The sequence below is a fragment of the Pseudomonas sp. AN-1 genome, assembly GCF_034057115.1.
GTDB lineage: Bacteria > Pseudomonadota > Gammaproteobacteria > Pseudomonadales > Pseudomonadaceae > Geopseudomonas.
Window position 1 is genome coordinate 2,182,703 of the sequence record NZ_CP139195.1, and the last position, 21,876, is coordinate 2,204,578.

Here is a 21,876-nt window from a genome sequence, read left to right on the forward strand (position 1 = left end):
ACAGCGTGCTAGCATGCCCGCCTTGCCCGGAGGCTCCATGACCGAACACGATTTCCGCTACACCCTGCTCAACCCGCAACACACCCTCACCGAGTGCCGCGCGCTGGCGCCCGGCCGCTATCAGGTCACCGGCAACGGCGGCTCGATCAAGGTCGGCGACATCCTGCTGGTGACCCTCAAGGGCAGCCGCGACCTGTCCATGCGCCTCGCCGTGGAAAAGGTCCGCCACCTGATCACCCCGCCCGGCCAGTGGCTGGCGGTGGCCCGCGGCCCGGCGTTCCGCGAGCTGAACATCCACACCTGGCAGGTGGCCTGCGACGGCTGCGGCGTGCAGCTCGACCTCGAGTTCGCCGTCGACGGCGCGCTGGGCGACAAGGCCCGCGCTCCGGCAGCCGAGGCGCGCCTTGCCGAACTGGGCTGGGCCAACCGCGCCGGCCGCCATCTCTGTCCGCAGTGCAGCGCCAAGGAGGCCTGATGTTGCCGCGTACCGTCTTGCTCGCCGCAGCCGCCGCGCTCGCCGGCTGCGCCGCCACGCCACCGGCCCTGGAGCAGGAGCGCACCTACCGCGTCGAGTGGATCGACGAGCGCCCGCTGCTCGAGGGCAGCCACCTGACCATCACCTTCGGCGCCGACGACCGCGCCTACGGCACCGGCGGCTGCAACCACTGGTTCGCCGGCTACGGCCTGGAAGGCGAGATCCTGCGCTTCAGCCAGGTCGGCAGCACCCGCAAGCTCTGCTCGCCGAGCCTGATGGAGCAGGAAGCGCGCTTCTTCCGGGCGTTGCAGCAGGTGCGCCGCTGGGACATCTCGCCGCTCGAGCAGCTGCGCCTGTGGCCGGAACAGGGCAAGCCGATCCGCCTGTGGCCGGACGAAGGCTGAGCTATTCGAACAGCACCAGCTGCTCGCCCCCCTCGCGCAGGTCGACCAGGCGCACGCCCACGCCGATCAGCCGCACCGGCCTGCCGCCGCGGGCGAAGGCTGCCGCCAGCAGACGCTGGTAGCTGCCGCCATCGCGCCCGGCGCCGGCCTGCTCCAGGGTGGTCTGGGTGAAGTCGTGGAACTTCAGCTTGACCAGCGGCTTGTCCGCCCGGTAACCGCTGTCCAGGCGCGCCAGGCGGTGCTCCAGTTGCTCGAGCAGCGCCGGCAGCTCGGCCACGCAGGCGGCCAGGTCCGGCAGGTCGCGATCGAAGGTGTGCTCGACGCTCAGCGTCTGCCGGCGCCGCTCGACCCGTACCGGGCGCTCGTCGATGCCACGGGCCAGCTGCCACAGGCGCTCGCCGAAGCTGCCGAACTCGCGCACCAGCGCCAGCCGCTGCCACTCGCGCAGGTCGCTGCAGCGCTGGATACCGAGCCGCGCCAGACGCTCGGCGGTGACCTTGCCCACTCCGTGCAGGCGCGCCACCGGCAACGCGGCGACGAAGGCATCGACCTCCTGCGGCGTGATCACGCACAGGCCGTCGGGCTTGTGCCAGTCGCTGGCGATCTTGGCGAGGAACTTGTTCGGCGCCACCCCGGCCGATACGGTGATGTCCAGCTGCTCGCGCACCCGCCGGCGGATGTCCTGGGCGATGCGCGTGGCGCTGCCGGAGAAATGCGCCGAGTCGGAAACGTCGAGGTAGGCCTCGTCCAGCGACAGCGGCTCGATCAGCTCGGTGTAGTCCTGCAGGATGACGTGGATCTGCCGCGAGGCCGCCTTGTAGGCCTCGAAGCGCGGCCGCACGATCAGCAGCTGCGGGCACAGCGCCAGCGCCTGGCGCGAGGCCATCGCCGAGTGCACGCCGAAGGCGCGCGCCTCGTAGTTGCAGGTGGCGATCACCCCGCGGCGGTCCGGCGCACCGCCCACCGCCATCGGCCGGCCGGCCAGACGCGGGTCGTCGCGCATCTCGATGGCGGCGAAGAAGCAGTCGCAGTCGATGTGGATGATCTTGCGCACGGCGCGGGACGGCAGAGGCCGGACTCCGGAACGATACAGGCGGACCGCCAGTGTAACGCCTGGCGCCAGCAAAGGGCGCAGCCCTCTGGCGGCCGCGCCGGACGGGCCTGGTGGCTGCCAGGCGCTCTGTCCTGGCGCATAACTGCTTGATCCGGCAAACGTTTTTCAAGATGGCGCTTGACACCGCGGCGCTTTTGCGTAGAATCGCCAACCACAGACGCGGGGTGGAGCAGTCTGGTAGCTCGTCGGGCTCATAACCCGAAGGTCGTAGGTTCAAATCCTGCCCCCGCAACCAAATCTCGAAAAGGCCATTCTCCGGAATGGCCTTTTTCGTTTCTGCCCGCAGCCGTTTTTCGCGGCAAGCCATTGATTCAGAAAAACTATTGGTTGACTGCCAGCCATTTGCGAGTAGAATGGCCGACATCAGACGCGGGGTGGAGCAGTCTGGTAGCTCGTCGGGCTCATAACCCGAAGGTCGTAGGTTCAAATCCTGCCCCCGCAACCAAATCTCGAAAAGGCCATTCTCCGGAATGGCCTTTTTCGTTGCGGCGCGAAAAGCACAGCCGCCCCCTCCCCCCCCCCTCAGCTTGGCTTAAGGTTGGCGCCCTAGACTACCGGCATCGATTCGAATCGCCTGTCCGGAGTCAGCATGGCCTCTTCCCCCTCACGCTACAGTCCCCTGTCCATCGCCCTGCACTGGGTCATGCTGCTGCTGATCGCGGCGGTCTATGCCTGCATCGAACTCAAGGGCAACTTCCCCAAGGGCAGCGACATCCGCGAAGGCCTCAAGTACTGGCACTTCGTCCTCGGCCTGTGCATCTTCGCCCTGGTCTGGCTGCGCCTGCTCGGCCGCCTGGCGGGCAGGACGCCGGCGATCCAGCCGGCACCGCCGGCCTGGCAGACCGGCATGGCCCACCTGATGCACCTCGCCCTCTACGCCCTGATGATCGGCATGCCGCTGCTGGGCTGGCTGCTGCTCAACGCCGAGGGCAAGCCGGCGCCCTTCTTCGGCATCGAGCTGCCCATGCTGGTGCCGCAGAACCACAGCCTGGCGGAAAACATCGAGGAACTGCACGAGTTCGGCGGCCAGGCGGGCTACTGGCTGATCGCCCTGCACGCCGCTGCCGGCCTGTTCCACCACTATGTCAGCCGCGACAACACCCTGACCCGCATGCTGCCGGGCCGCGACTGAAATCCTCCGCAGCAGGCCCCGCCCGCACTGTCGCGGGGCCTGCGTTCCTCCCTGCAGCACTGGCCAAGCGCGCCCGGCACCGCTAGAATTGCGCACTTTTTGATCAAGCGCCCGCGCGGCGTCACCCAGAGGTCAGCCTGCATGTCCAGCTCCACCCCCAAAGTCGGCTTCGTAAGTCTCGGTTGCCCCAGCGAATTCTGATCTAAACAAATTCTCAGAAAACCACCACCTCCCCGCTGAACCAGCGGACGCGCCGTGTTACTGTATAACCTTCCAGTCTTGAAGCGATTTGAGCAGCCAGGGAGGATGACATGGCCAAGTTCCGCAACCGGTGCCCGTACTGTGGCGGCCAGCTGAAGATCCGCGCCAGTGAGCAGTTGCACGATTTCATGCACCGCTCCTATGTGCGTTGTCAGAACGAGGCCTGCGGCTTCTCCGCGGCCTACCGCTTCGAGATTGATCATGTGCTCACGCTGTCGTCGGTCCACCGGCCAGACCTCACAGCTCAGGTCAGGATCGCCAGCCAGCAGCAGCGCCGGGAGGCGCATCGCTCCTACTTCGGATCCAGCCCATCTGGACAACTCGATCTGGTCGACGCGCTCGAGGCGTGACGGCATCCACCAGATACAGCAAGGGCGCCTTCGGGCGCCCTTGTCGTTTCCTCAGTCCCCACTCTCCGACAACTTGCTCTCCGCCTCGATGCCGGTGGTGTACCCGCTGTCGCTCATCTGGTGCGTCACCTTCACGCCCAGCCAGCGCACGGCGGCGATCTGCGGCTTGATGCCGAGCAGGCTGAAAGTGCACTCGGGCAGCAGGTCGGGGCGGCCGCGGGCCAGGGTGTATGTCAGGGTGGCGTTGCCGCGCTGGATGCGTTGCCACTCGGCCTTGGCGGCGGCCTCGGCCTCGGCCTTGCTGGGGTGGATGTGGCGCAGTCGCTTGGCGTTGCTGCTCTCGCCCACCGTCACCTCACCGGTCTGCGCGGCCTCGAAGGCGTGGAATCGGGCGATCACGCCGCTGTAGCTGTCGCGGTCGGCCACCTGGTAGCTGTGGCTGTCGCCGTCGGCGCGGGTGAGCACCAGGTGCGGCATGGCCTTGCCGCTGCCGGTCTTGGCGCTGCCGGCCTTGAGCAGCAGCAGGCGGTCGGCCTTGATGGTGGCGATGGCGTCGTGCTGCTTGGCCAGGCGGGTCAGCAGGTTGAGGTCGCTCTCGTTGCTCTGGTCGACGTGGGCGATGGCGATGCCGGCCAGGCCCTCGGCGATGCTGGGGGTGAGGCCGTGGCTGGCGGCGATGCTTTCGGCGATGGCGCCCAGGGTGGTGGCGTGCCAGCTGCGCTCCTTCTTGGCGGCCAGGCCGTCGCGCAGGTCGGCGCTGCGGGCGCGGATGGTGAGCTGGTCGGGCGTGCCGCTGTGCACCGTCTCGTCGACGGTGAACAGGCCCTTGTCGACCAAGCCGGTGTCGCTCCAGCCGATGGCCACGTGCAGCTTGGCGCCGTGGCGCGGGATGTCGAGCAGGCCGTCGTGGTCGTTGAGCACCAGGTCGAGCTGGTCGGCCTCGGTGCCGCGGTTGTCGGTGAGGGTCAGGCTGATCAGGCGGCCGCGCAGGCGGTCGGTGATGTCGGCGCCGCCGAGGCTGATGCGGTAGCGCGGCGCCGGGTGGCTGTAGCCGCTCATGCGAGGGTGCCCATGCGGTCGACGCGATCGTCGTCGACGCGCACAAGGTTGACGGTGAACTCAATGCGGCGGGCGGCGCCGTCCTGGAAGAACAGCGTGCGGCCCTCGTTGAGCCCCTCGATCGCGTACAGGCCGTAGACCCGCCCGGTGCCCTCCACCAACGGCCAGGCCGAGCCGGTGTCGGCCATCTCGCGCAGCTTGTCGAGGCTCTCGATGCTGCCGGTCAGCTCGGGGGCGAGCAGGCCCTGCAGGGTGATGGTGTCGTCGCCAGGGCCGGCGAACTGCCGCGCCGGCCTGGCGCCCACCCGACTGTTGCTGGGGTGGCGCCACTGGGTCTGCCGCTGGAAGTCCTGGTAGGCCAGGGTGCTGAGGGAAAACACGAACTGGCCGAGGCACATCATCATGGTCGGTGCTCCTGGTTGATCAGTCCCGGTCGCCCAGCAGCGAGCGGACCCGTGCGGCCTTGCCCCGTTCGCGCTCGTCGAGGATGCGGTTGATCTCCCGGGCCAGGGCGTCGCTCTGCCCTCCGGCGCCACTGATCTGGATGGTGATGGTGTCGCCCTGGACGACGATCTGCCCACCGCCCTGCCCGGCTGCTGCCAACGGCGGACGGTTGTCGATCGCCAGGGCGCTACCGGCGCCCATGCCCACGCTCAGCGCGCCGGCGGCGGCGAGCTGCTTGCCCATGCCGGCGATGGTCTTGAGCGGCCCGGCCTGCCCGGCTGTCAGGCCCTGGTCGAGGCCCTGCATGGTGTAGCCGCCCAGCTCGGCGAACACGCGCGACGGGCTGTGGATGCCGAGCTTCTCCTTGAACCAGCCGATGGTCTGCTCGCCGGCGCCGGTGACTGCGGTCTTGACGCTGCCCAGCGCGCTGGTGATGCCGTTGGCCAGGCCGGTGAGGATGTCGGCGCCGAACTGGAAGAAGCGCGTCGGCAGGGTGGCGAACCAGCCCATGGTTTGCTCGAAGGTGGCCTTGATCCCAGCCCACAGCGCCGCGAACTTCGGGCCGAGGGTGCCCCAGTTGCGCCACAGCAGGTACGCGCCGGCGGCGATGGCGGCGATGGTCAGCACCACCGGGTTGGCCGCCAGCGCCCACAGCGCGCCGCCGAGTGCCTTCACGGCCAGCATGACCTTGGGGATCAGGCTGATCAGCGGCAGGGTCTTGATGCCGATCATCGCCAGGCCATAGCGCACCATGGCGAACGGGCCGAGCACGCTGGCGAGCACCAGGGTCAGCGCGCCACCGGCGGCGACCAGCATGCCGAAGCCGACGGCCAGCTTGACCAGGCCGCTGGCCAGCGCCGGGTTGGCCTGAGCCCAGGCGCGTACGCTGCCGATCGTCTCGGTGAGTCCCTTGGTCACCTGGCGCAGGGCCGAGCTGTGGCCGTCGGTCAGGGTGGCGTTGAGCTCGCCCCAGGCGCCGGAGAGGCTCGACAGGTCGCCGGCCAGGTTGTCGTTGAGGGTCTTGCCGAGCTGGTCAGCGGCGCCGGCGACGTTGCCAAGGTTGTCGGTCGAGCCGCTGAGCGCCTGCAGGAAGGCTGGGATCTGGTCGACGGCGAGATCCTCGACCGGGGTGCCGAACAGGGCGATGGCGGTGTTGGCCCGCTCGGCCGGGTCCTTGATCGCCAGCAGGCCCTTGGCGGTCTGCTGCAGGGCCTTGCGCGCGCCATCGCCGCCGCCGGCGATGGCCGAGGACATCTTCTCGGCGTTGAGGCCGATCGCCTCGTAGGCCTCGACGCTCTTCTTGGACATGTCCGATCCGCGGATCGAGAACTCCTTGATGGCGTCGCCGGTCTTGTCCAGGGCGAACTTGCCCTGCTTGGCCATGGCGACCAGCAGGTTCATGGCCTCCTGGCCGCTGAAGCCCATGCCGCGGAAGTGGGTGCTGTACTCGTGGATGATCTCCGGCAGCTCGCCGCGCATCTGCGCGGAGACCTTCTGCATGCCGGCGGTGATCAGGTCGAAAGCCTGGTCGCTGTTCTTGGCCAGGCCGTTCTGCATGAGGATGCCGGCCATCTGCGCGTGTTCGGCCACGTCGCCGCCCATGGCGGTGGCGAGGTTGATGGCCTTGCGCGTCGCGCTGTCCAGCTCGGCGGCGCTGACGGCGCCGAAGGTCTGCAGGGTGCTGTTGACGGCGGCCACGGCATTGCCGACCGCGGCCATGTCTTCGCCGATGCCGGCGGCGCGGATGTCGCGGATGACCTTGGCGTACTGAGCCGCCTCGGCAGCGCCCTTGCCGCCCTGCGCGGCGATCAGCGCGCCCTGCTGCTCGGCGGCGACCTGCGGCGCGGCCATGCGCGCAGCGCCGTAGAGGATGCCGGTACCGGTGGCCAGGCCTGCGGCACCGCTGCCGGCCATGCTGCCGGCCACACCCTGGGTGCGCTCGTATTGCTCCTTGGCCTTGGCCAGCAGCTCCTGCTGCTTGGTTGCGCGCTTGAGGCTCGCGGTCTGGCGGTCTATGGCGCCGCTGGTTTCGGCAACCCTTTGGCGCAGGGCGCGCTCGTGCTCGCCGAGGTTGCGCGTGCTGATGCCGGCAGCGGAGAGCTTGCCGCGCAGCTCCTGCAGCTCGCGCTGCTGCTCGCCGTGCTTCTGCTTGAGCGCCTGGGCCTCGCGCTGGGCGCGCTTGAAGTCGGCCGCCATGGCCTTGGTTGGCGTGGATGTCGCGGCCATGGCCTGAGCCAGCTCGCGCACCTTGGCCTGGCTGGCGGCCATGGCCGCCTCGGTCTGCTGGGTCGCGGTCTTGAGCGTGCGGAAGCTGGAGATGTCGCGCTGTTGCGCCTGCAGCTGCTTGAGCTGGTCGCGGCTGGCCTTCAGCGCCTGGGCGGTGGCGCTGCTGCCGCGGGTGATGTTGCGCAGTGGCGCGGTGATCTTGTCCACCGCGCTCAGCAGCACCTCAAGTTTTAGATCGCGCGCCATGCATCAGCTCCCATCGCTCGCGGGCGCGCTCGCGCCACTCGGCCAGTTCGGTGAGGCTCAGCGGCTCCATGTCCGCCGGCCCCCAGTGGAATACCAGGGCGATGTCCGCCATGGCGTCCTCTACTCGTCGCGGGAGGCTTCCACCCTCACCGACTTCGGCAGCAAAAAACCGGACACCACCTGGCCGAGCTGCAGCAGGTCTTCGGGCTCCATGCGGCGCAGCTCGATGGCGGTGAGCGCCGGCGAAGTGATGCGCGGCAGCACGATGATCAGGGCGTTGACGTCCATGGTCAGCAGGTCGTTGAGCGAGGTGCCGCGCAGGCTGCCGGAGTCGGGCTTGCGCACGACGATCTCGGCGATGGTCTGCTCGCCACGGGCGATCGGGTTGTCGAGGATGACGGTTTCGGTACGGCTCATGGGGTGCTCCTGGATGTGCGGAGGTGGCGGGCTATGTGAGGAGCAGCTCCGAACCTATGGAGCTGCTCCGCAGGTGCGTAGTTACAGCCCGATGGCCGCGCGCTGCTGGGCGAGGCGGTCTTCGCCGCCGACGATCTCGACCATGTTGAGCAGGTCGATCTCGATTACGGTGACGCCGTTGACGCTCAGCTTGTAGTAGGTGCAGGTGGTGGTGATGGAGTGCTCGGTGTCTTCGCCGGGCTCGGCGTCGCCCATGTCGATCTCTTCGTGACGGCCGCGCACCACGACTTCGACGGGTACCACCTCGCCGGTGTCGTCCTGCTGGCAGGCGCCGGCCCAGCGCAGCAGCACGCCGTCGGCGCGGGGGATGCCGTACTGGTGCAGCACGGTCAGGTCGAGGCCGCCGAGGGTCCACTCCAGCTGGATGCCGTCGTCGCTCATGCCGTGGTCGATCTTCACCGGGCCGTTCATGCCGCCGCCGCGGTAGCTCTCCATCTTGCGGCCGAGCACGGGCAGGGTGACGGTCTTGGACAGCCCGAGGTAGCTGTTGCCGTCGTTGAACAGGTTCATGTTCTTCAGTTTGCGGGGCAGTGCCATGGCGCGCTCCTATCAGGCGTTGATGCGGCTGGCGAAGTCCACCAGGTAGCTGTCGGTGATGTGCTGGCGGAAGGTCAGGTCCTCGAGCGGCGGCACCGGGCAGTAGTCGTAGCTGATGCGCAGCCTGCCGGCCTTGAGGGTGTCCTTGTCGTTGAGCGCCTCGTCGTACCAGGCCTGGCCGTCGACGATGTAGCCCAGCGCCTTGAACTCGCGGAACTTGGCGTTGATGCCTTCCAGGATGTCGCGCACCAGGCTGGGGTGCATGGGCTTGTCCACCGCCCACATGTGCGCCTCGGCGATGGTGTCGGCCAGCACCTGGGCGGTGCGGGTGTAGTTCTCGAAGGCGAACAGCGGGTCATCGCTGCAGGTACGCGAGCCCCAGAAGCGGAAGCCGTTCTGCCGCACCAGGGTGGTGACCTCGGCGGCGTTGAGCAGGCCGGCATCGGTGTCGGGCGACTGCAGGTCGAAGAACACGTCCTTGGAGAGGCCGGTGACGCCGTTGACGCCGACGTTGCTGAGCGTCTTGTGCCAGCCCACCTGCTGGTCGATCTTGGCGCGCAGGCCCATGGCGCGGGCCACGGCGTGGGCGGTCTGGTTGCTGCTGGTGACGGTGTCCCAGGACACGAAGTCGGGCCAGATCAGCATCAGCTCGCGGGCGCTGAAGTTGAGGCGGTAGGCCATGGCCTCCTGTACGGTCGCGCAGTCCCAGGCGCTGGCGTAGATGAAGGCCCGCAGCTTCTGGGCGATGGTGACCAAGGCGGTGGTGACGGCCTGGGTGTCGATGCCCGGGCAGCCGAGGATGCGCGGCTTGACGCCGATCTGCGCCTCGGCGGCGAGCAGGGCCTGCATGCCGGTCTTCTGCCCGCCGGCGGTGACGGTGCCGATGACGTTGGTGGTGGTGGCAGCCTCGTCGAGGCCTTCGGCGACGCGCACCACGACCACCACCGGACTGGCCTGGTCGGCGATGGCGTCCAGCGCGGCGGCCAGGGTTCCCTCGGTGCCGGCCTTGCCGATGGCGGTGAGCACGTCGGTGATCAGCACCGGGGTGTCGAGGGGGAATGCGGTGGCGTCGGCGTCGCTGGCGGTGGCGACCAGGCCGATCACGGCGGTGGCCACGGTGCGGATCGGGCGGCTGCCCTCGTTGATCTCGAGGACGCGCACGCCGTGATGGTAGATGTCGGACATCTGGGAATCCTGCGCAGGGTTGAGTCCTGCGCAGGGTGTCGCGCGCGCGCGTGGCTGGCCAGCGGCTGCGGTTGTCAGGACGGCGCCGACAACTACGCGCAGCGATCAGCCGAGCAGCGCGGCCACGTCGGGGTTTGCGGCGAGGAACTGCTGCAGCTTGACGACCGGGTCATCATCGGCCGGCGCCGACGGCCGCGGGCGGTTGACCAGGTCCCAGGCCACGCCGTTCCAGCGCGGCCAGCGGTCGTCGGGGATCTCGGCCGGCGGCGCCTTGAGCGTGCAGCGCGCCGGCAGCAGCCAGACGCCGGGCTCGAGGGGCGACTCGTCGGCGAGTGTCTCGCCTTGGTAGAGGCCGGCGCGGTCGAACTGGTAGGCGATCATGGGGCACTCCTCAGAACTTGATGCAGGCCAGCAGGGCGACGTTGCGCGGGCGGGTTTCGGCGCCGCCGGCGGCGTCGATAGTGACGGCGTGCTTGTGGGTACCGGCGGAGTTGATCGACAGGGTGTGGGTGTGGTCGCCGGCATTGCCGACGGAGATGGGGTGAGTGTGCTCGCCGGCGGAGCTGGTGTTGATGGTCTGCGCGGGAGCATCGGACGCAGTCAGCAGCCCGGAGCCGAATCCGCCGTAGTCGTAGTTTCGCAGCGTGTGCGAGTGCGCGCCGGCCGCTCCACTGCTCGCCTGGTGGCTGTGCGCCCCACCCTGCTGCGCCGATCCGCTGTGCGCGTGACTGCCGGCATCCGCAGAGCTGCCGGCATGGGTGTGGCTCTGGATCGCACCGGACTGCACAGCCCCCAACTCTCGACCGCCATCCACACCCCGACCATCGTCCCAGCCGCGGACGAACTCGCCGCGCAGGTCGGGCAGGTTGAAGGTGGTGAAGCCGTCGCCGGTGCCGAAGGTCGTGCCGATGGCGGCGAAAAGCCCGGCGTAGGCCTCGCGGCTGACCGCGGCGCCGTTGGCCTTGAGCCATCCCGCAGGGGCAGTGCTGCGGGCGAAGTGGGCGACCATGCCCGGCGGGGCCATCTGCCGTGTTTCGTCCTTGCTGAAGATGTCCAGGTTGCTGCGGGCGGTGGCCTTGTCCTGCACGTCGCTGAGGTTCTTGCTGCGCTCCAGCGGCGCGCCGGCGCTGCCAGCCGGCTCGTTCTGCACCAGGGTGATCCGGGTTCCGGCCGGGTAGCTCTGGCCAAGGTGCAGACGGGTGCTCAGGCTCTCGTCGGGCTGCCACTCCCCTGCTCCGCTGCCCAGGTCGATGCGCAGGCCGTCGATGTACACGGCCAGGCCGTAGGTGGTGGTGCCGGCGAGGTCGACGATGGTCTGGTCCGCTGCCAGCAGCTGCCTCTCGGCGATGGTATCGACGGTGACGTTGATAGCGTCCGGATCCTGCCACTCGTAGTCGCCGTCTGCGTTGCTGGCCTTGCCGAGCAACTGGCCGACGGTGCCGCCGGGGATTAGGGTGGCGGCGGTGATGTTGTTGATGATCCACGCCTGACTGGCCACGGCGACGTTGGGGTCGACCATGACGGTGACCACGCTGGCGTTGGTGACAACGAAGCTCAGGCGCAGCACGGCGTCGCCGAAACTGCCCTCCTCGGGCAGCGGCTTGTAGGTCTCCGGCAGGTTGCCGACTGCGAACAGCGCCCCGGCGGCGTCGAACACGCCGATCTCGCGCATGACCCAGCCGCCCTCGGTTGCCGGCACCACCAACTCAACGGTGAAGCGGGTCGGGTCGTCTGGGTCCTGGTAGACGCGACTGACCGCGGCGCGGAAGCGCTCGCGAGCCAGCTGGGTCTGCTCCCAGTCAGGCGTCACCGGGGCGCCGTTGCCGTCGCCGACGGCCATGTGGGTCAGGTTGATCGGCACGCCGGTGGACTCGGCGCGGGACATGGCGGTGAGGCCGTACTTGGTGTGGATGGTCGAGAAGGCCATGGTGTGCGCTCGTTATCCGGTGATCGCGCGCCAGGTGCCGTCGGGGGCGCCCAGCGAGATCCAGGTGTAGGGCAGGTCATCGCGGCGCATGACCCATTTGTGGCGGTTGTCGAGGATGTGGCCCTGCACGCTGCAGACCAGGTGGCCTTCGCCGGTCTCGGTGCGGCACAGCACCAGATCGGCGGCGATACCACGCTGGGACAGCTCCTGCCGACACCACAGCGCGAAGCTGTCGCAGTCGCCGATCAGGGCGACATCCCAGTGCTCGAGCACACCGTGCAGCTCGCGGTCGGTGACGTAGCGGTGGCCGCGGTGAGCTAGGTCGAGGACCTGCTGCAGGGCGCTCAGCATTGGCCGCCTCGTGCGCGCAGGTCGATGCAGCCGGGCGGCGGCGGTACCGGCTCGCCCAGCTGGAACGGGGTGGCCGCGCAGCCGCCGATGGCGGCCAGCAGCAGGATGGCCGCGAGCCTCACAGCCCCAGCTCCGCCTTGCGATCGCGGCCCCACTGGCGGCAGCTCTCGGCGTACTCGTTGTAGGCCTCGAACTCGGCGCTGGGCGCGGTGCGCAGCAGCTTGACCTCGTCGGTGATGCTGTAGCGCTCGGCGATCTTGTCGGCGACGCGCGCGCGGATCAGCGCGACATGCGGCGAAGCGGCGCAGATGCGTTCGCGCAGCACTTCGTCCAGGGTGACCACCTCGACGCTGGCGGCGATCTGCTCTGGCTGCTCGCCCAGCTCGGCGCCTTCAGGCAGGGCGGTATAGGTCACCCCATCCAGGGTGCACAGCTCGGTCGCACCCTCGGGGGCGTTGAGTCGGTAGACGGTGTATTGGTCGGCGGCGGCCTTCCAGGAAACGATGGTCGGCATCGATCATTCCTCGAAAATAGTAATGGCGTGGAGCGGGCGGCTATCGAGCGTCGACATGCTATGCAGCCCCATGGTTATGCCTCGTTACCACTCGGCCGCACAGGATACGAGGCGGCACAGAACCCCGCGTAGCCGTCCGAGTTCGAGCGGTGGCCGTTCAAGTAGACGGCCCAGGGGCCAGCATTCGCCCCGCGGTCCCAGTGCATGCCAGAGATCGGACAGAGCTCATTGCGGATGTACTGGTAGAAGTAGTCCTGGCCGAACATCGAGCTTCCAGCGGTCGAGGCTCCCATGGCCTTCGGCAGGCCCAGGCCGGCGAGCTGCCAGCCGGCGCCGGAAGTGGCCGGGGCGAGCACCTGGTTGGCGGCGTTGCCGAGTTTCTGCGCGACGCCGTTGTTCGGGTAGTCGGTCCGGAACGGGAAGGCGAACGGCTCCATCATCGCCGCCACGCCGGTGGCGCCAAAGTGGTCGGTGGCCAGGGTGGCGCCGCCGGTGAAGTTCTTGAACTTGGTGGCTTCCTTGGCGATGTAGAACTGGCCGCTGGTCAGGCTGCCGCCGGAGGTGTAGGCGGTGAACGCGGTGCCGTCCACGCCATCCAGGGTAAGGGTGTTGGCATCGACCACGGTGGCAGTGAACAGTCGGTCGTTGAGCTGGGTCATGCCGACCACGCCGGTGATCATCACCACGGCGCCGGTGATCAGGCCATGGCCGGCGATGGTCAGGGCGACCGGGTTGGCCTGGGTGGCGGCGGTGATGCTCTTGCTGGTGGCGACGCAGGTGAGGCCCGGCTCGATGGTGTACATGTTGCCGTTGAGGTCGGCGATGCCGCAGGCCTGGCCGTTGTGGGTGGTCTTGGCGAACGGCACGCCGGAGCCAGTCAGGCCGCTGTTGCCGCTGACGTAGCCGTCGTGGGTGTAGGTGACGCTGGTGTCGTTGGCGTCCTTGAAGGCGTTGTTGTTGTTGCCCTTGGGGAAGTTGGTCACGCGCGCCGCATCGAACCAGGCGCAGCTGGCGGAGGTGTTGGCCGCCTGGCCGTGTGCCAGGGCGAGCAGGGCCAGGGCCGCGCGCATGAAGCGCGAGGCCGGGAAGAACTGGCCGCCACGGGTCTTGGCAGCGACGAAGGCGCCGCCGTAGGTGTTCGACGGCGCGCCGTTGAGGCCGCTGAACGGGTTGTGCGCCGCAGCGCTGGACAGCGGGGCGGCGTTCTTGACCGAGCTGGCGATGCCGCCGTTGTTGCTGCAGCGGTACTTGTCGTACATGAAGCCCGGGACGATCTCGCCACCGTCGATGAAGGCGCGGTGCAGGGCGAAGCCGGCGGCGGCAGCTGCGGCGCGATCCGCGAAGGCCTGGATGGGCTTGATCTCCACCGCGTTGACGCCGTCGCGAGCGTAGTTCGGCGCGTCGGCATGACCGATGCGGTAGTAGAACGCCGGCACCCAGACCATGATGCTGCCGTCCTGGTAGCGGTAGTTGCCGTACTCGTCGGAGCCCAGGGCGTAGGTGCCGGCCAGGGCAGTGAAGCCGGCGGTCAGCGTCGGGCAGATGCCGACGCCGAAGCCGACGGCGCCAGGGGTGCCGATGTGGTTGATCTGCTGGGCGATCATGCTGATGCGTGCGGCGGCGTCCTGACCGAGCCACTGCAGGTCGATCTTGCCGGTGGCGTCGGCCAGCGGGATCTTGCCGCCGGCCGGGGCCAGGGCGGCGGTACCGCCGGTGACCACGGCGGCGGCGTTGTTGGCGTGGGTCTGCGCGGCGGCTGCGCTGGCGGCGGCGGCCGTGGCGCTGGCCGCCGAGGCGGTGGCCTTGCTGCCGGCTTCGATGGCCTTGTCCTGTGCCGCGCTGGCGGAGCCTGCCGCGGCAGCTTGGCTGGCCGCGGAGGCTGAGACGGAAGCGTCCAAGGCAGCCTTCTTGACGTTGACTGCGGCGGTCAGGTCGGTGGTGGCGGCGACCAGGTTGGCGACTTCTGTTTCGAGGGTCATGCGGGCTTCCTCAGCTGAAAGCGTGGTGTTCGGTTACGAGGGTCTGGGTGCGGATCAGATCCGCGGCAATGCGAGTCAGGGCGCTTTGCGTCTCGGTGACAGCCAGATCGGCAGCGGCAGCCGAGGCACTGGCGGAGGCGGCAGATCCTGCTGCGACCGTGGCGCTATCCGCGGCGGCGGCCTGGCTGGCGGCGGCAGCGCTGGCAGAGGCGCTCGCGGCGGTGGCGGACTGGCCTGAGGCGCTGGCCGAGTCGGCGGCCTCGGCGGCACTGGTACCTGCATCGTTCTCGCTGGCCGCGGCGGCAATCGCCGACTGCGCAGCAGCAGCGGCCTCAGCGGTGGCAGCAGCCTGCGCGCCTGCTGCCTCGGCGGCTGCGGCCTGGGCGGCCTCGGCGGCGGCCTCAGCGGTGGCGGCGTGGCCGGTCATCTGCTGGATCGCCGCATCGGCACCCGCCATGGCCTCGGCGACCTCGGCCTGGGTCTGCTGGATCTGCTGCAGGGTTTCTTGCGAGGCGCTGATGGCCGAGTCGATCAGCAGCTGGCCGTCGAGGCGGCCCGGATGCGGCGGCAGCTCTGCGATCAGGTGCAGGTCGGCGTGCTCGAGGTCGGGCACCACAGCGGTGGTGCGCAGCACGGCGCCGCCCGGATGCTTGATCAGCACCTGGTAGGCGGACGCGGTCGCGCCCAGCACGTTGGGCCACAGCGCGAGCACGGCAATGCCTGCGGCATCGGCCACCGCACTGACGCGGGCCGGGATCAGGTAGCCGTCGTGCACCTCGGCGCGGTTGAGGATGGCGGTGATCTCCGCGCCGGCCGCCGGATTGCCGGCCTGATCGCGGATCGCGCAGCGCACGTTGCAGGTCGGATGGGTCATGGCCTGCTCCTTACAGCCCGGCGCCGATGGCGGCGTCCAGGTCGTTGCGCATCTCGACTACTTCGGCCTGGGTGCTGACCATCGAGGCCGCCATGGAGACCATTGCCAACTGCACGGAGCTGGCCGTTGCCTGGGCGGCGGCCAAGGCGGCTGCGCTGGGGTAGCGCTTGACTTCATCCGCGCCGACAGCGCTGCGGCGGTAGAGGATCAGGTGCTCCGCGCTGTCCGGCGATGGCACGCTGAAATACTGGCCCGCTGTCGTCGCGGCCTGGCCAGCGGCGATGTCCGGATACACGCCGACAGACAGCAGCGCGGCATCGCGCGCGGCCTCGGCGGTGACGGCGTCAGCTGCGGCGCTGGCAGCGGCCTGCTCGGCGTCCAGTTTGCTCTGTACGGCGGAGGTCATGACGACTTCGGCGTTGAGCTCGGCCTCGATGTCGGCCTGCAGCTGGGCGAAGGTGCGCAGCGGCCCGGAGTCGGTCTGCACCGATCCTTCGGCGGCGTGCACCAGCTGGTGGGTGAGGGTGACGTCGGCCTCGAACTGGGCTACGCGACTGTTGAGGGATGCGGTCATGGGATCACCAGTAGCTCGGGGTCATGGTGCTGTGCAGCAGGCGGTGCAGGTCGTCGATGGCGTCGACGGTCGATGCCTCGCCGTGCTCGGCGGCGTCGGTCAGCAGGTCGAGCGCCGGCCTGCCGTCGGCGTAGGCCGGGGCGCTGTAGGTCAAACCGAGGTCGAGGCCAATGCCGGTCACCACGGCCACGCTGGGCGCGGCGACGCTGGTGACGGTGAGCAGCGCGGTCTCCAGGTGCGAGCGCAGGTTCTTGGTTGCGCCGACCACGGCGAGGATGCGCTGCAGGCTGGCCTGGGTGAGCAGCTCCTGGTCGACGTCGAGCAGCAGGCGGAAGGTGTAGGGATCGCCGGGCGGGGTCTGGGCGTGCCATTCCTGGACGCGCACCGGGTAGCCGAGGGCGCCGACGGCGGTGCGTACGGCGCCGATGGTGCCCTTGATGGCCTGTACGTCGATGCTGGCCTTGACGCTGTCGCGCATCTGGCGCTCGGTCCACTCGGTCGACCACTCATCAGCCGACCATGCCCAGGCGAGCCAGGGGAGCAGCTCGAGCGGGCACTCCTCGGGATCCCACAGGGTGCGCAGGATCACCGGGAGGTCGGTGGCCTTGGCACCGACCTGGGCGGCGATGCGCTCGATGTGGGTGGCGTTGGGCGGCAGCAGGTCAGACATCGGTGGCCCCCGCGATGGTCAGGGCGATGGCAGTGCAGTGGCTGGCCTCGCCGTCGCCGATCACCAGGTTGGCGGTCGGCTGGACGAGGTCGACGCGCATGACGCCGGGCTGGTGCAGGGCGGCGTAGATGCCGGACAGGGTGACGTCGCGGCGCATGGCGTGCTGCTCGGCGGAGTAGGCCTCGGCCGCGGCCTGGGCGGCAGCGAGCACGACGCTGGCGTCGGGGCCTGGGTAGATGACCAGCTCGGCCTCGATGCTGTAGCTGACGATGCTGGCCGACTGGACGTTGACCTGGTCGGTCATCGGCCGGACGTGCTCGGCGTTGAGCGCGGCGGTGACGGCGGCGAGCAGGGCCTCGTCGGCGGTGCCGTCGCCGGTGCGCGACAGCACGTAGACGGTGACCACGCCGGGCAGCGGGCTGACCGGGCTGGCGTCGAGCACGTCGGGGTCGGCGCCCAGGGCGTGGAACAGGTAGGACATCTGGCTGCCGGCGGTGGTGTAGCCCTCGGGGGCCAGGGCGATGCGCCGGCGGTACTCGCTGTCCGGCTCGAGCACGCGGGCGCGCGGCGGCACGGCGCTGCTGTCGCCCGGGTCGATCACCCGGCGGGCGACGCGGTAAGGCGGATTGGCGCCGAGGTTGTCCAGGTCGGCGCCGGTGGCGTGGGCCAGCAGCAGCGACCGGGCGCTGTCGTTGATACGCTGGCGGAGCACCAGCTCGCGGTAGGCGCTCTCCTGGAGGATCTTGTGCAGCGGGTCGGACTCCAGCTCGAGGCGCGCGGCGATCTCGGCGCGCTGCTCCTCCGGCCACAGCGACACCAGGTAGGCGCGGCGCTCGACGAGGATGGTCTCGTAGTCGATGGTCTCGATGACCTGCGGCGCCGGCAGTTGGCTGAGGTCGATGGCGGTGGTCATGCGCTGGCTCCCAGGCGCAGGGGCACGCTCAGGGCGAGCGGCTCGTTGCTGTCGACGAAGCTGCCCTCGAGGTCGAGGGTGGCGCTGCCGGGCGCGCCGCCGAGCTGCAGCTGCACGCGCGACAGGCGCACGCGACGTTCCCAGCGCAGCAGCGCGGCGGCGGTGGCGGCGTACAGGCGGACGATGGTGGCGCCGTTGAGCGGCTGGTCGATCAGCTCGGGCAGCAGGCTGCCGTACTCGCGGCGCATCACTCGGCTGCCGATCGGGGTGGTGAGGATGTCGGCGATCGATTGGCGGATGTGCTCGCGCTCGCCGATGGCGCGGCCGGTGGTGCGCGAGATGGTCATTGCGGGCCTCCGGTGGTGCCACCGCCCGGCATGACGCCGCCATGCACGTGCTCGAGCAGGCTGATGCCGCTGGCCACCACGTCCCGGCTGACGGTGACAGTGCCGTCGATGGCCACGTCGCCGGTCAGGGCGAATCCGCCGGGGGCAACGATCTCGACGCGGCCTGCTGCCGGCAGGATGGCACGCAGGGTGTGGGTCTCGGTGTCGTACTCGACCACGGCGCCATCGCGGTATGTGCGGCGGCGGCGGTTGGGGTTGTCGTCGGGGGCGTCGAACTGGTCGCTGTAGAGGCCGACCAGGGCGACGCCGAGGGCGGGCTCGCCGGACGGGCTGAACAGCATGCACTGCTCGCCCTCGCTGGGCGGGTCCCAGTCGCGGTCTTCGCCGGCGCGCAGGGCGAACCATGGCAGCCATTCAGTTTCCAGGCCGCCGGTCTGCACGCGGCAGCGCTTGCCCTCCACGGCGGCGATGGTGCCGAGGCGGATCAGGTTTTCGAGGCGGCGGAGGATGTCGGCGATGTCGGTCATGCCGTGGATGCTGCCGCGCGCGCGCGGGGCTCGCATCGGGCGCGGGTTGTCGGCGGGCTGCCGACAACGCGAGGTCAGTCGGTGAGGTGCTCGATGAGGCGGTCGCGGATCAGGTCGAGGTCGTCTGCGCTGAGGCCGAGCAGCTCGCGACGGTCGTACTGGACGTCGGCCATGCCGCGCGCCGGTCGGTCGCGCAGGCCGTACTGGTGGACGCGGGCCAGCTGCGCCGAGCGGCCGCCGAAGCCGATGGCGATGCTGTCGGCCGTGCTCTGCAGCTTGAGGTGCTTGGCCTGGCGCAGCTTCATGAACATCTTGCGACGCTTGAGGTGGCCCTGCTTGCCGCGCAGGTTCTTGCGCGGCTTGCGCGGGGCGTAGGCGCTGCCGTCGGGGTTGCGCTGCTCGGCGATGCGCTGCTGCTGGCCCTTGCGCAGCTCGCGGGCGATGTCCTGGTTGAGCTTGCGCCGCTCGGTGGCGTTGAGCTTGGCCAGCAGGGCGCCGGCCCAGTCCTCCAGGGCGGAGAGGTCACTTGCAGCCATGGCAGGTCGGCGCCGGTGGGAACGGGGTTTCGATCTCGCTGCCGGTCGGCGCGGCGCTGGTCCACTCGGCGATCAGCTCGTCGCCGGCGTAGAGCTGCCAGGGGCCGGCGGGCAACTGCTCGGTGAGCTGCGGCTCGGCCGGGTGGCTGGCATCGAGCCGCCCGCTACCGTCGGCGGCCGGCTTGACGATGACCCGCTCGGTGAGCGGCAGGCGGATCGACATGTCGATCAAATCGTTGTTGAGGATCTCGACCTGGAACTGGATGGCGTCCTTGCCACGCTCCAGGTTCTCAAGCAGCTCGCACTGGTGCTCGCGCAGCCAGGCGAGCAGCGGGATGGCCACGGCATCGGCGCTGCCAGGATAGTTGGTGAGCAGCAGCTCGACGGTGTAGCCGTACTCGAACGACAGGCCGTGGGCCGCGGTGCAGCGGATGTTGCCCTGGTCGACGAACACGCTGAGCTGGTCGCGGTTGCGGCGCAGGCCGGGAACCGCGGCGAGCAGGTGGTCGCGCAGGGCGGTGGGCTTGATCATCGGGTTGCCTCGGCACGCTGGGCGGCGGCCCGCTGGATGCGGTTAAGGGCGATCTCGGCGTACTCCGGCAGCAGTTCGCAGCCGATGAAGCGGAAGCCTTCGAGCATGGCGGCCTTGCCGGTCGAGCCGCTGCCGGTGAACGGATCGAGCACCAGGCCGCCGGGCGGCGTGACCAGCCGGCACAGGTAGCGCATCAGGTCGGTCGGCTTGACGGTGGGGTGGCTGTTGCCTTCGCCGCGGTCTTTCTTGCTGGCCTTGGCGCAGTAGAAGAAGCGCGCTGCATCGCCAAACTGCTCGGCGACTTCTGCGCTGCCGTCGTGGACCAGGTTGGCTGGCCAGCGGCCTTGGTTCATCTTTTCCAGGTATGGAGCAAGACTTGCCTCGCCATTGTTGAACTGCCCGAAGGCGTTGCGGCCGGCGTTTTGGTCGCGCACCAGGCGCTGTGCTGCTGCTGCTGCTGCTGCCATGTCAGCATCGCCGGCAAAGCCGATGCGGCACCCGTCGATATTCAGCGCGCCGGTGCCGTACCTGGTGACGTTTGCAGCGACCGTGCCATGCATGGGCTTGCGGGCCACGGTGATCGGTTCAAGCGCGGGCTTCAAGGCAGTGCCCCAGCCAACGGCATTGCGCTGCTCGCGGCCGGTGCGGAGCGTTTCCAGGAATCGCCCGGCGCGCTCGCTGTCGCCTTGTCCCCAGCCATCCGGGCGCTCGGTCGCTGCCAGTTCGGCAATCAGGGTGTCGAGGTCATCGCCGAAACCGAGCGCGTCCTTAAGGACGGCCCATTGCCTGACGCTCGGAACGGCCGGCTGCGACCCTGCCGTTGTCCAGTGCCCGGCCATGCCATTGGTGGCGAACAGCTCGTCGATCCTGCGGTTGGTCCATTGCGCGCGGTCGCGGGCTGCGCGCAAAAACGCGGTGACTTCGTAGACGCCGGCGCGGACGCCGCGCTCGCAAGTCACGGGCGCCTCGCCTGCCAGATGGCGGGCCATTGCCTCTGACGCATCGCGCGACTTGGGGAAGCCAGATCCGTAGGCCCAGGCGATCATGTCGCGGATCTCGAAGCCGGCGTCCTCGATGCGACAGGCCATGCGGTGCTGCGTGCGGGTGCCGGCGAAGGCCAGCAGGTGGCCGCCTGGCTTGAGCACGCGCAGGCACTCGGCCCACACCTCAACGCTCGGCACGTCGCAATCCCACTTCTTGCCCATGAACGAAAGGCCGTAGGGCGGGTCGGTGACGATGCTGTCGACCGAGCTGTCGGGCAGCGCGCGCATGGACTCCAGGCAGTCGCCTACGTGGATCGCGTAGCCCCCCCCTGCCACATTCTGCATGTTCATGCCTTGCGCTCGTTGCGCAGGGTTTCGATCAGGCCGATGGCGCCGACCACGCCGACGCCGATCTGCTCGAGCAGGGCCGGGTCGATGGTGATGCCGGCGGCGGCGAGGATCAGGGCGAGGCCGCGCCAGGTGCTGGGCTGGCGGAGGTACTGGAGGATCAGCTGTTTCATGGGGCGTTCTCCGTGACGGCCGCGCAGGCGCGGGCGTAGTTGCCGTGGAATTTCTTCTGCAGGTTGTCGTGATCGCGCTCGGCGGCACCGGGGCGCCAGGTGCGCAGGTAGAGCTGCCACGCGGCGTTGCCGTCGCCGAGCTCGGGCAGGGGCTTGGGGTCGGTCCACAGCAGCAGGCGGCCTATGGCCATGGCCAGCACGTCGTCGTGCTCGAGGGCGGCGTAGACGGCGGTTGTGGTCGGAACGATGCCTCGGTCGATGCAGACCGCGCGGGCAAGCTGGCGGCTGGCCGGGTGCTCGAGCACGCCGCGCACGCCGCCTGTCTCGAACTGCAGCAGGCCGCGGGCCGGGCCGCCTAGCTGGCGGCGGTGGATCAGCAGCGATTCCTGCAGGCCGATGGCGAGCAGCATGGCCTCGGCGCGGGCGCCTGCCATGCGCTCGGGCAGCAGGTCAAAGGCACCAGCCAGGGCGCCATCGCGGGTGCGGTTGATGACGTTCATCGCTCGCCCTCCCCGGTCGCGCGGGCGCGCTTATCGCGCCACTCCTTGCGCAGCAGGATGGCGATCTGCAGCAGCACGTAGAGGCCGGTGAGGATGGCCACCCAGTCGCTGATGCTCATGCCGGCGATCATCGCGCCGGTGACGGCCACGGGCGGGGCGGACTTGGCCGCCTCGATGGCGGCGTCCTGGAGCAGGTTGTGGTCTGCCATGCGTCTGTC

General features: G+C 69.5%; 30 protein-coding genes and 2 tRNA genes. 6 read left to right on the forward strand and 26 right to left on the reverse strand.

The features are described 5' to 3' along the window. The first annotated feature begins 37 nt into the window (after nt 1-37). Nucleotides 38-475, forward strand: a complete 438-nt coding sequence (locus SK095_RS10120) for a hypothetical protein (protein WP_136489436.1) — start codon at nt 38-40, stop codon at nt 473-475. Beyond that, complete coding sequence (locus tag SK095_RS10125) at nt 475-879, forward strand: META domain-containing protein (protein WP_320548762.1); 405 nt, start codon at nt 475-477, stop codon at nt 877-879. The genes SK095_RS10120 and SK095_RS10125 overlap by 1 nt, the downstream gene beginning before the upstream one ends. Nucleotide 880: 1 nt before the next feature. On the opposite strand, the gene dinB is transcribed toward SK095_RS10125, so the two are convergent. Further along, on the reverse strand, nt 881-1,933 hold the full coding sequence (dinB, locus tag SK095_RS10130) for a DNA polymerase IV (protein ID WP_320548763.1): 1,053 nt from the start codon (nt 1,931-1,933) through the stop codon (nt 881-883). Between the two features lie 218 nt (nt 1,934-2,151). Here dinB and SK095_RS10135 point away from each other — a divergent pair. The 4 genes from SK095_RS10135 to SK095_RS10150 all read left to right on the forward strand — a co-directional run bounded on the left by SK095_RS10135 (nt 2,152) and on the right by SK095_RS10150 (nt 3,736). Then, nucleotides 2,152-2,228, forward strand: a tRNA-Met gene (locus SK095_RS10135). A 133-nt stretch (nt 2,229-2,361) separates the two neighbouring features. Continuing rightward, nucleotides 2,362-2,438, forward strand: a tRNA-Met gene (locus SK095_RS10140). A gap of 144 nt (nt 2,439-2,582) precedes the next feature. Continuing rightward, nucleotides 2,583-3,125 carry a cytochrome b gene (locus SK095_RS10145; protein WP_136489439.1) on the forward strand — a complete coding sequence of 181 codons (543 nt, stop codon included), beginning with the start codon at nt 2,583-2,585 and terminating at the stop codon, nt 3,123-3,125. Nucleotides 3,126-3,436: 311 nt separating this feature from the next. After that, nucleotides 3,437-3,736, forward strand: a complete 300-nt coding sequence (locus tag SK095_RS10150; protein WP_320548764.1) for an ogr/Delta-like zinc finger family protein — start codon at nt 3,437-3,439, stop codon at nt 3,734-3,736. A 51-nt stretch (nt 3,737-3,787) separates the two neighbouring features. Here SK095_RS10150 and SK095_RS10155 read toward each other — a convergent pair whose 3' ends face one another. The 25 genes from SK095_RS10155 to SK095_RS10275 form a co-directional block, all read right to left on the reverse strand. Then, nucleotides 3,788-4,795: a phage late control D family protein gene (locus SK095_RS10155; RefSeq protein WP_320548765.1), complete on the reverse strand. Its 1,008-nt coding sequence runs from the start codon at nt 4,793-4,795 to the stop codon at nt 3,788-3,790. Further along, the gene (locus SK095_RS10160; protein ID WP_320548766.1) at nt 4,792-5,199 is read right to left on the reverse strand and encodes a phage tail protein; all 408 of its coding nucleotides are present in this window, start codon (nt 5,197-5,199) and stop codon (nt 4,792-4,794) included. Before SK095_RS10160 ends, SK095_RS10155 begins: the two co-directional genes overlap by 4 nt. Before the next feature lie 19 nt (nt 5,200-5,218). Beyond that, on the reverse strand, nt 5,219-7,711 hold the full coding sequence (locus SK095_RS10165; RefSeq protein ID WP_320548767.1) for a phage tail tape measure protein: 2,493 nt from the start codon (nt 7,709-7,711) through the stop codon (nt 5,219-5,221). Then, complete coding sequence (locus SK095_RS10170) at nt 7,689-7,823, reverse strand: GpE family phage tail protein (RefSeq protein ID WP_320548768.1); 135 nt, start codon at nt 7,821-7,823, stop codon at nt 7,689-7,691. The genes SK095_RS10165 and SK095_RS10170 overlap by 23 nt, the downstream gene beginning before the upstream one ends. An 8-nt stretch (nt 7,824-7,831) precedes the next feature. After that, nucleotides 7,832-8,128, reverse strand: a complete 297-nt coding sequence (locus tag SK095_RS10175; RefSeq protein ID WP_320548769.1) for a phage tail assembly protein — start codon at nt 8,126-8,128, stop codon at nt 7,832-7,834. An 81-nt stretch (nt 8,129-8,209) separates the two neighbouring features. Further along, a complete protein-coding gene (locus SK095_RS10180; protein WP_320548770.1) occupies nt 8,210-8,725 on the reverse strand; it encodes a phage major tail tube protein in 516 nt (171 codons plus the stop codon). A 12-nt stretch (nt 8,726-8,737) separates the two neighbouring features. Then, a complete protein-coding gene (locus SK095_RS10185; RefSeq protein ID WP_320548771.1) occupies nt 8,738-9,910 on the reverse strand; it encodes a phage tail sheath protein in 1,173 nt (390 codons plus the stop codon). 105 nt (nt 9,911-10,015) lie between these two features. Beyond that, nucleotides 10,016-10,291, reverse strand: coding sequence for a phage tail protein (locus tag SK095_RS10190; RefSeq protein WP_320548772.1), 276 nt, complete (start codon nt 10,289-10,291; stop codon nt 10,016-10,018). 10 nt (nt 10,292-10,301) lie between these two features. Beyond that, entirely contained in the window at nt 10,302-11,837 is a 1,536-nt protein-coding gene (locus SK095_RS10195; protein WP_320548773.1) for a phage tail protein, read from the reverse strand. 12 nt (nt 11,838-11,849) lie between these two features. Next, entirely contained in the window at nt 11,850-12,188 is a 339-nt protein-coding gene (locus SK095_RS10200; RefSeq protein ID WP_320548774.1) for a transglutaminase-like cysteine peptidase, read from the reverse strand. Then, nucleotides 12,182-12,310: a hypothetical protein gene (locus tag SK095_RS10205; RefSeq protein WP_320548775.1), complete on the reverse strand. Its 129-nt coding sequence runs from the start codon at nt 12,308-12,310 to the stop codon at nt 12,182-12,184. Before SK095_RS10205 ends, SK095_RS10200 begins: the two co-directional genes overlap by 7 nt. After that, the gene (locus tag SK095_RS10210) at nt 12,307-12,702 is read right to left on the reverse strand and encodes a hypothetical protein (protein ID WP_320548776.1); all 396 of its coding nucleotides are present in this window, start codon (nt 12,700-12,702) and stop codon (nt 12,307-12,309) included. Before SK095_RS10210 ends, SK095_RS10205 begins: the two co-directional genes overlap by 4 nt. A gap of 74 nt (nt 12,703-12,776) precedes the next feature. Beyond that, nucleotides 12,777-14,681 (reverse strand): ubiquitin-activating E1 FCCH domain-containing protein, encoded by a 1,905-nt coding sequence (locus SK095_RS10215; protein WP_320548777.1) that lies wholly within the window; start codon nt 14,679-14,681, stop codon nt 12,777-12,779. 10 nt (nt 14,682-14,691) lie between these two features. After that, nucleotides 14,692-15,555, reverse strand: a complete 864-nt coding sequence (locus SK095_RS10220; protein WP_320548778.1) for a hypothetical protein — start codon at nt 15,553-15,555, stop codon at nt 14,692-14,694. 10 nt (nt 15,556-15,565) lie between these two features. Further along, the gene (locus SK095_RS10225; protein WP_320548779.1) at nt 15,566-16,129 is read right to left on the reverse strand and encodes a hypothetical protein; all 564 of its coding nucleotides are present in this window, start codon (nt 16,127-16,129) and stop codon (nt 15,566-15,568) included. Nucleotides 16,130-16,133: 4 nt separating this feature from the next. After that, on the reverse strand, nt 16,134-16,799 hold the full coding sequence (locus tag SK095_RS10230; RefSeq protein WP_320548780.1) for a phage tail protein I: 666 nt from the start codon (nt 16,797-16,799) through the stop codon (nt 16,134-16,136). After that, complete coding sequence (locus SK095_RS10235) at nt 16,792-17,712, reverse strand: baseplate J/gp47 family protein (RefSeq protein ID WP_320548781.1); 921 nt, start codon at nt 17,710-17,712, stop codon at nt 16,792-16,794. Before SK095_RS10235 ends, SK095_RS10230 begins: the two co-directional genes overlap by 8 nt. Then, on the reverse strand, nt 17,709-18,059 hold the full coding sequence (locus tag SK095_RS10240; RefSeq protein WP_414153875.1) for a GPW/gp25 family protein: 351 nt from the start codon (nt 18,057-18,059) through the stop codon (nt 17,709-17,711). The genes SK095_RS10235 and SK095_RS10240 overlap by 4 nt, the downstream gene beginning before the upstream one ends. Beyond that, complete coding sequence (locus tag SK095_RS10245) at nt 18,056-18,586, reverse strand: phage baseplate assembly protein V (RefSeq protein ID WP_320548782.1); 531 nt, start codon at nt 18,584-18,586, stop codon at nt 18,056-18,058. Before SK095_RS10245 ends, SK095_RS10240 begins: the two co-directional genes overlap by 4 nt. Before the next feature lie 74 nt (nt 18,587-18,660). Continuing rightward, a complete protein-coding gene (locus SK095_RS10250; RefSeq protein ID WP_320548783.1) occupies nt 18,661-19,122 on the reverse strand; it encodes a phage virion morphogenesis protein in 462 nt (153 codons plus the stop codon). Further along, entirely contained in the window at nt 19,109-19,654 is a 546-nt protein-coding gene (locus SK095_RS10255; RefSeq protein WP_320548784.1) for a phage tail protein, read from the reverse strand. Before SK095_RS10255 ends, SK095_RS10250 begins: the two co-directional genes overlap by 14 nt. After that, on the reverse strand, nt 19,651-20,988 hold the full coding sequence (locus SK095_RS10260) for a DNA-methyltransferase (protein WP_320548785.1): 1,338 nt from the start codon (nt 20,986-20,988) through the stop codon (nt 19,651-19,653). The genes SK095_RS10255 and SK095_RS10260 overlap by 4 nt, the downstream gene beginning before the upstream one ends. Further along, nucleotides 20,985-21,158 (reverse strand): hypothetical protein, encoded by a 174-nt coding sequence (locus tag SK095_RS10265; protein ID WP_320548786.1) that lies wholly within the window; start codon nt 21,156-21,158, stop codon nt 20,985-20,987. Before SK095_RS10265 ends, SK095_RS10260 begins: the two co-directional genes overlap by 4 nt. Continuing rightward, nucleotides 21,155-21,658 (reverse strand): hypothetical protein, encoded by a 504-nt coding sequence (locus SK095_RS10270; protein ID WP_320548787.1) that lies wholly within the window; start codon nt 21,656-21,658, stop codon nt 21,155-21,157. Before SK095_RS10270 ends, SK095_RS10265 begins: the two co-directional genes overlap by 4 nt. Then, nucleotides 21,655-21,867 (reverse strand): hypothetical protein, encoded by a 213-nt coding sequence (locus tag SK095_RS10275; protein ID WP_320548788.1) that lies wholly within the window; start codon nt 21,865-21,867, stop codon nt 21,655-21,657. The genes SK095_RS10270 and SK095_RS10275 overlap by 4 nt, the downstream gene beginning before the upstream one ends. Between the last annotated feature and the right edge of the window lie 9 nt (nt 21,868-21,876).

Excerpts from the sequence above, each read along its gene's own strand:
- SK095_RS10190 (WP_320548772.1), bottom strand. The coding sequence starts at position 10,291 with ATGATCGCCTACCAGTTCGACCGCGCCGGCCTCTACCAAGGCGAGACA.
- SK095_RS10120 (WP_136489436.1), top strand. The coding sequence starts at position 38 with ATGACCGAACACGATTTCCGCTACACCCTGCTCAACCCGCAACACACC.
- SK095_RS10150 (WP_320548764.1), top strand. The coding sequence starts at position 3,437 with ATGGCCAAGTTCCGCAACCGGTGCCCGTACTGTGGCGGCCAGCTGAAG.
- SK095_RS10245 (WP_320548782.1), bottom strand. The coding sequence starts at position 18,586 with ATGACCGACATCGCCGACATCCTCCGCCGCCTCGAAAACCTGATCCGC.
- SK095_RS10195 (WP_320548773.1), bottom strand. The coding sequence starts at position 11,837 with ATGGCCTTCTCGACCATCCACACCAAGTACGGCCTCACCGCCATGTCC.
- SK095_RS10175 (WP_320548769.1), bottom strand. The coding sequence starts at position 8,128 with ATGAGCCGTACCGAAACCGTCATCCTCGACAACCCGATCGCCCGTGGC.
- SK095_RS10185 (WP_320548771.1), bottom strand. The coding sequence starts at position 9,910 with ATGTCCGACATCTACCATCACGGCGTGCGCGTCCTCGAGATCAACGAG.
- SK095_RS10200 (WP_320548774.1), bottom strand. The coding sequence starts at position 12,188 with ATGCTGAGCGCCCTGCAGCAGGTCCTCGACCTAGCTCACCGCGGCCAC.
- SK095_RS10180 (WP_320548770.1), bottom strand. The coding sequence starts at position 8,725 with ATGGCACTGCCCCGCAAACTGAAGAACATGAACCTGTTCAACGACGGC.
- SK095_RS10275 (WP_320548788.1), bottom strand. The coding sequence starts at position 21,867 with ATGGCAGACCACAACCTGCTCCAGGACGCCGCCATCGAGGCGGCCAAG.
- SK095_RS10155 (WP_320548765.1), bottom strand. The coding sequence starts at position 4,795 with ATGAGCGGCTACAGCCACCCGGCGCCGCGCTACCGCATCAGCCTCGGC.
- SK095_RS10145 (WP_136489439.1), top strand. The coding sequence starts at position 2,583 with ATGGCCTCTTCCCCCTCACGCTACAGTCCCCTGTCCATCGCCCTGCAC.
- SK095_RS10250 (WP_320548783.1), bottom strand. The coding sequence starts at position 19,122 with ATGGCTGCAAGTGACCTCTCCGCCCTGGAGGACTGGGCCGGCGCCCTG.
- SK095_RS10225 (WP_320548779.1), bottom strand. The coding sequence starts at position 16,129 with ATGACCGCATCCCTCAACAGTCGCGTAGCCCAGTTCGAGGCCGACGTC.
- SK095_RS10210 (WP_320548776.1), bottom strand. The coding sequence starts at position 12,702 with ATGCCGACCATCGTTTCCTGGAAGGCCGCCGCCGACCAATACACCGTC.
- SK095_RS10230 (WP_320548780.1), bottom strand. The coding sequence starts at position 16,799 with ATGTCTGACCTGCTGCCGCCCAACGCCACCCACATCGAGCGCATCGCC.
- SK095_RS10265 (WP_320548786.1), bottom strand. The coding sequence starts at position 21,158 with ATGAAACAGCTGATCCTCCAGTACCTCCGCCAGCCCAGCACCTGGCGC.
- SK095_RS10170 (WP_320548768.1), bottom strand. The coding sequence starts at position 7,823 with ATGGCGGACATCGCCCTGGTATTCCACTGGGGGCCGGCGGACATGGAG.
- SK095_RS10165 (WP_320548767.1), bottom strand. The coding sequence starts at position 7,711 with ATGGCGCGCGATCTAAAACTTGAGGTGCTGCTGAGCGCGGTGGACAAG.
- SK095_RS10215 (WP_320548777.1), bottom strand. The coding sequence starts at position 14,681 with ATGACCCTCGAAACAGAAGTCGCCAACCTGGTCGCCGCCACCACCGAC.
- SK095_RS10125 (WP_320548762.1), top strand. The coding sequence starts at position 475 with ATGTTGCCGCGTACCGTCTTGCTCGCCGCAGCCGCCGCGCTCGCCGGC.
- SK095_RS10235 (WP_320548781.1), bottom strand. The coding sequence starts at position 17,712 with ATGACCACCGCCATCGACCTCAGCCAACTGCCGGCGCCGCAGGTCATC.
- SK095_RS10220 (WP_320548778.1), bottom strand. The coding sequence starts at position 15,555 with ATGACCCATCCGACCTGCAACGTGCGCTGCGCGATCCGCGATCAGGCC.
- SK095_RS10160 (WP_320548766.1), bottom strand. The coding sequence starts at position 5,199 with ATGATGATGTGCCTCGGCCAGTTCGTGTTTTCCCTCAGCACCCTGGCC.
- SK095_RS10255 (WP_320548784.1), bottom strand. The coding sequence starts at position 19,654 with ATGATCAAGCCCACCGCCCTGCGCGACCACCTGCTCGCCGCGGTTCCC.
- SK095_RS10270 (WP_320548787.1), bottom strand. The coding sequence starts at position 21,658 with ATGAACGTCATCAACCGCACCCGCGATGGCGCCCTGGCTGGTGCCTTT.
- SK095_RS10260 (WP_320548785.1), bottom strand. The coding sequence starts at position 20,988 with ATGAACATGCAGAATGTGGCAGGGGGGGGCTACGCGATCCACGTAGGC.
- SK095_RS10240 (WP_414153875.1), bottom strand. The coding sequence starts at position 18,059 with ATGACCATCTCGCGCACCACCGGCCGCGCCATCGGCGAGCGCGAGCAC.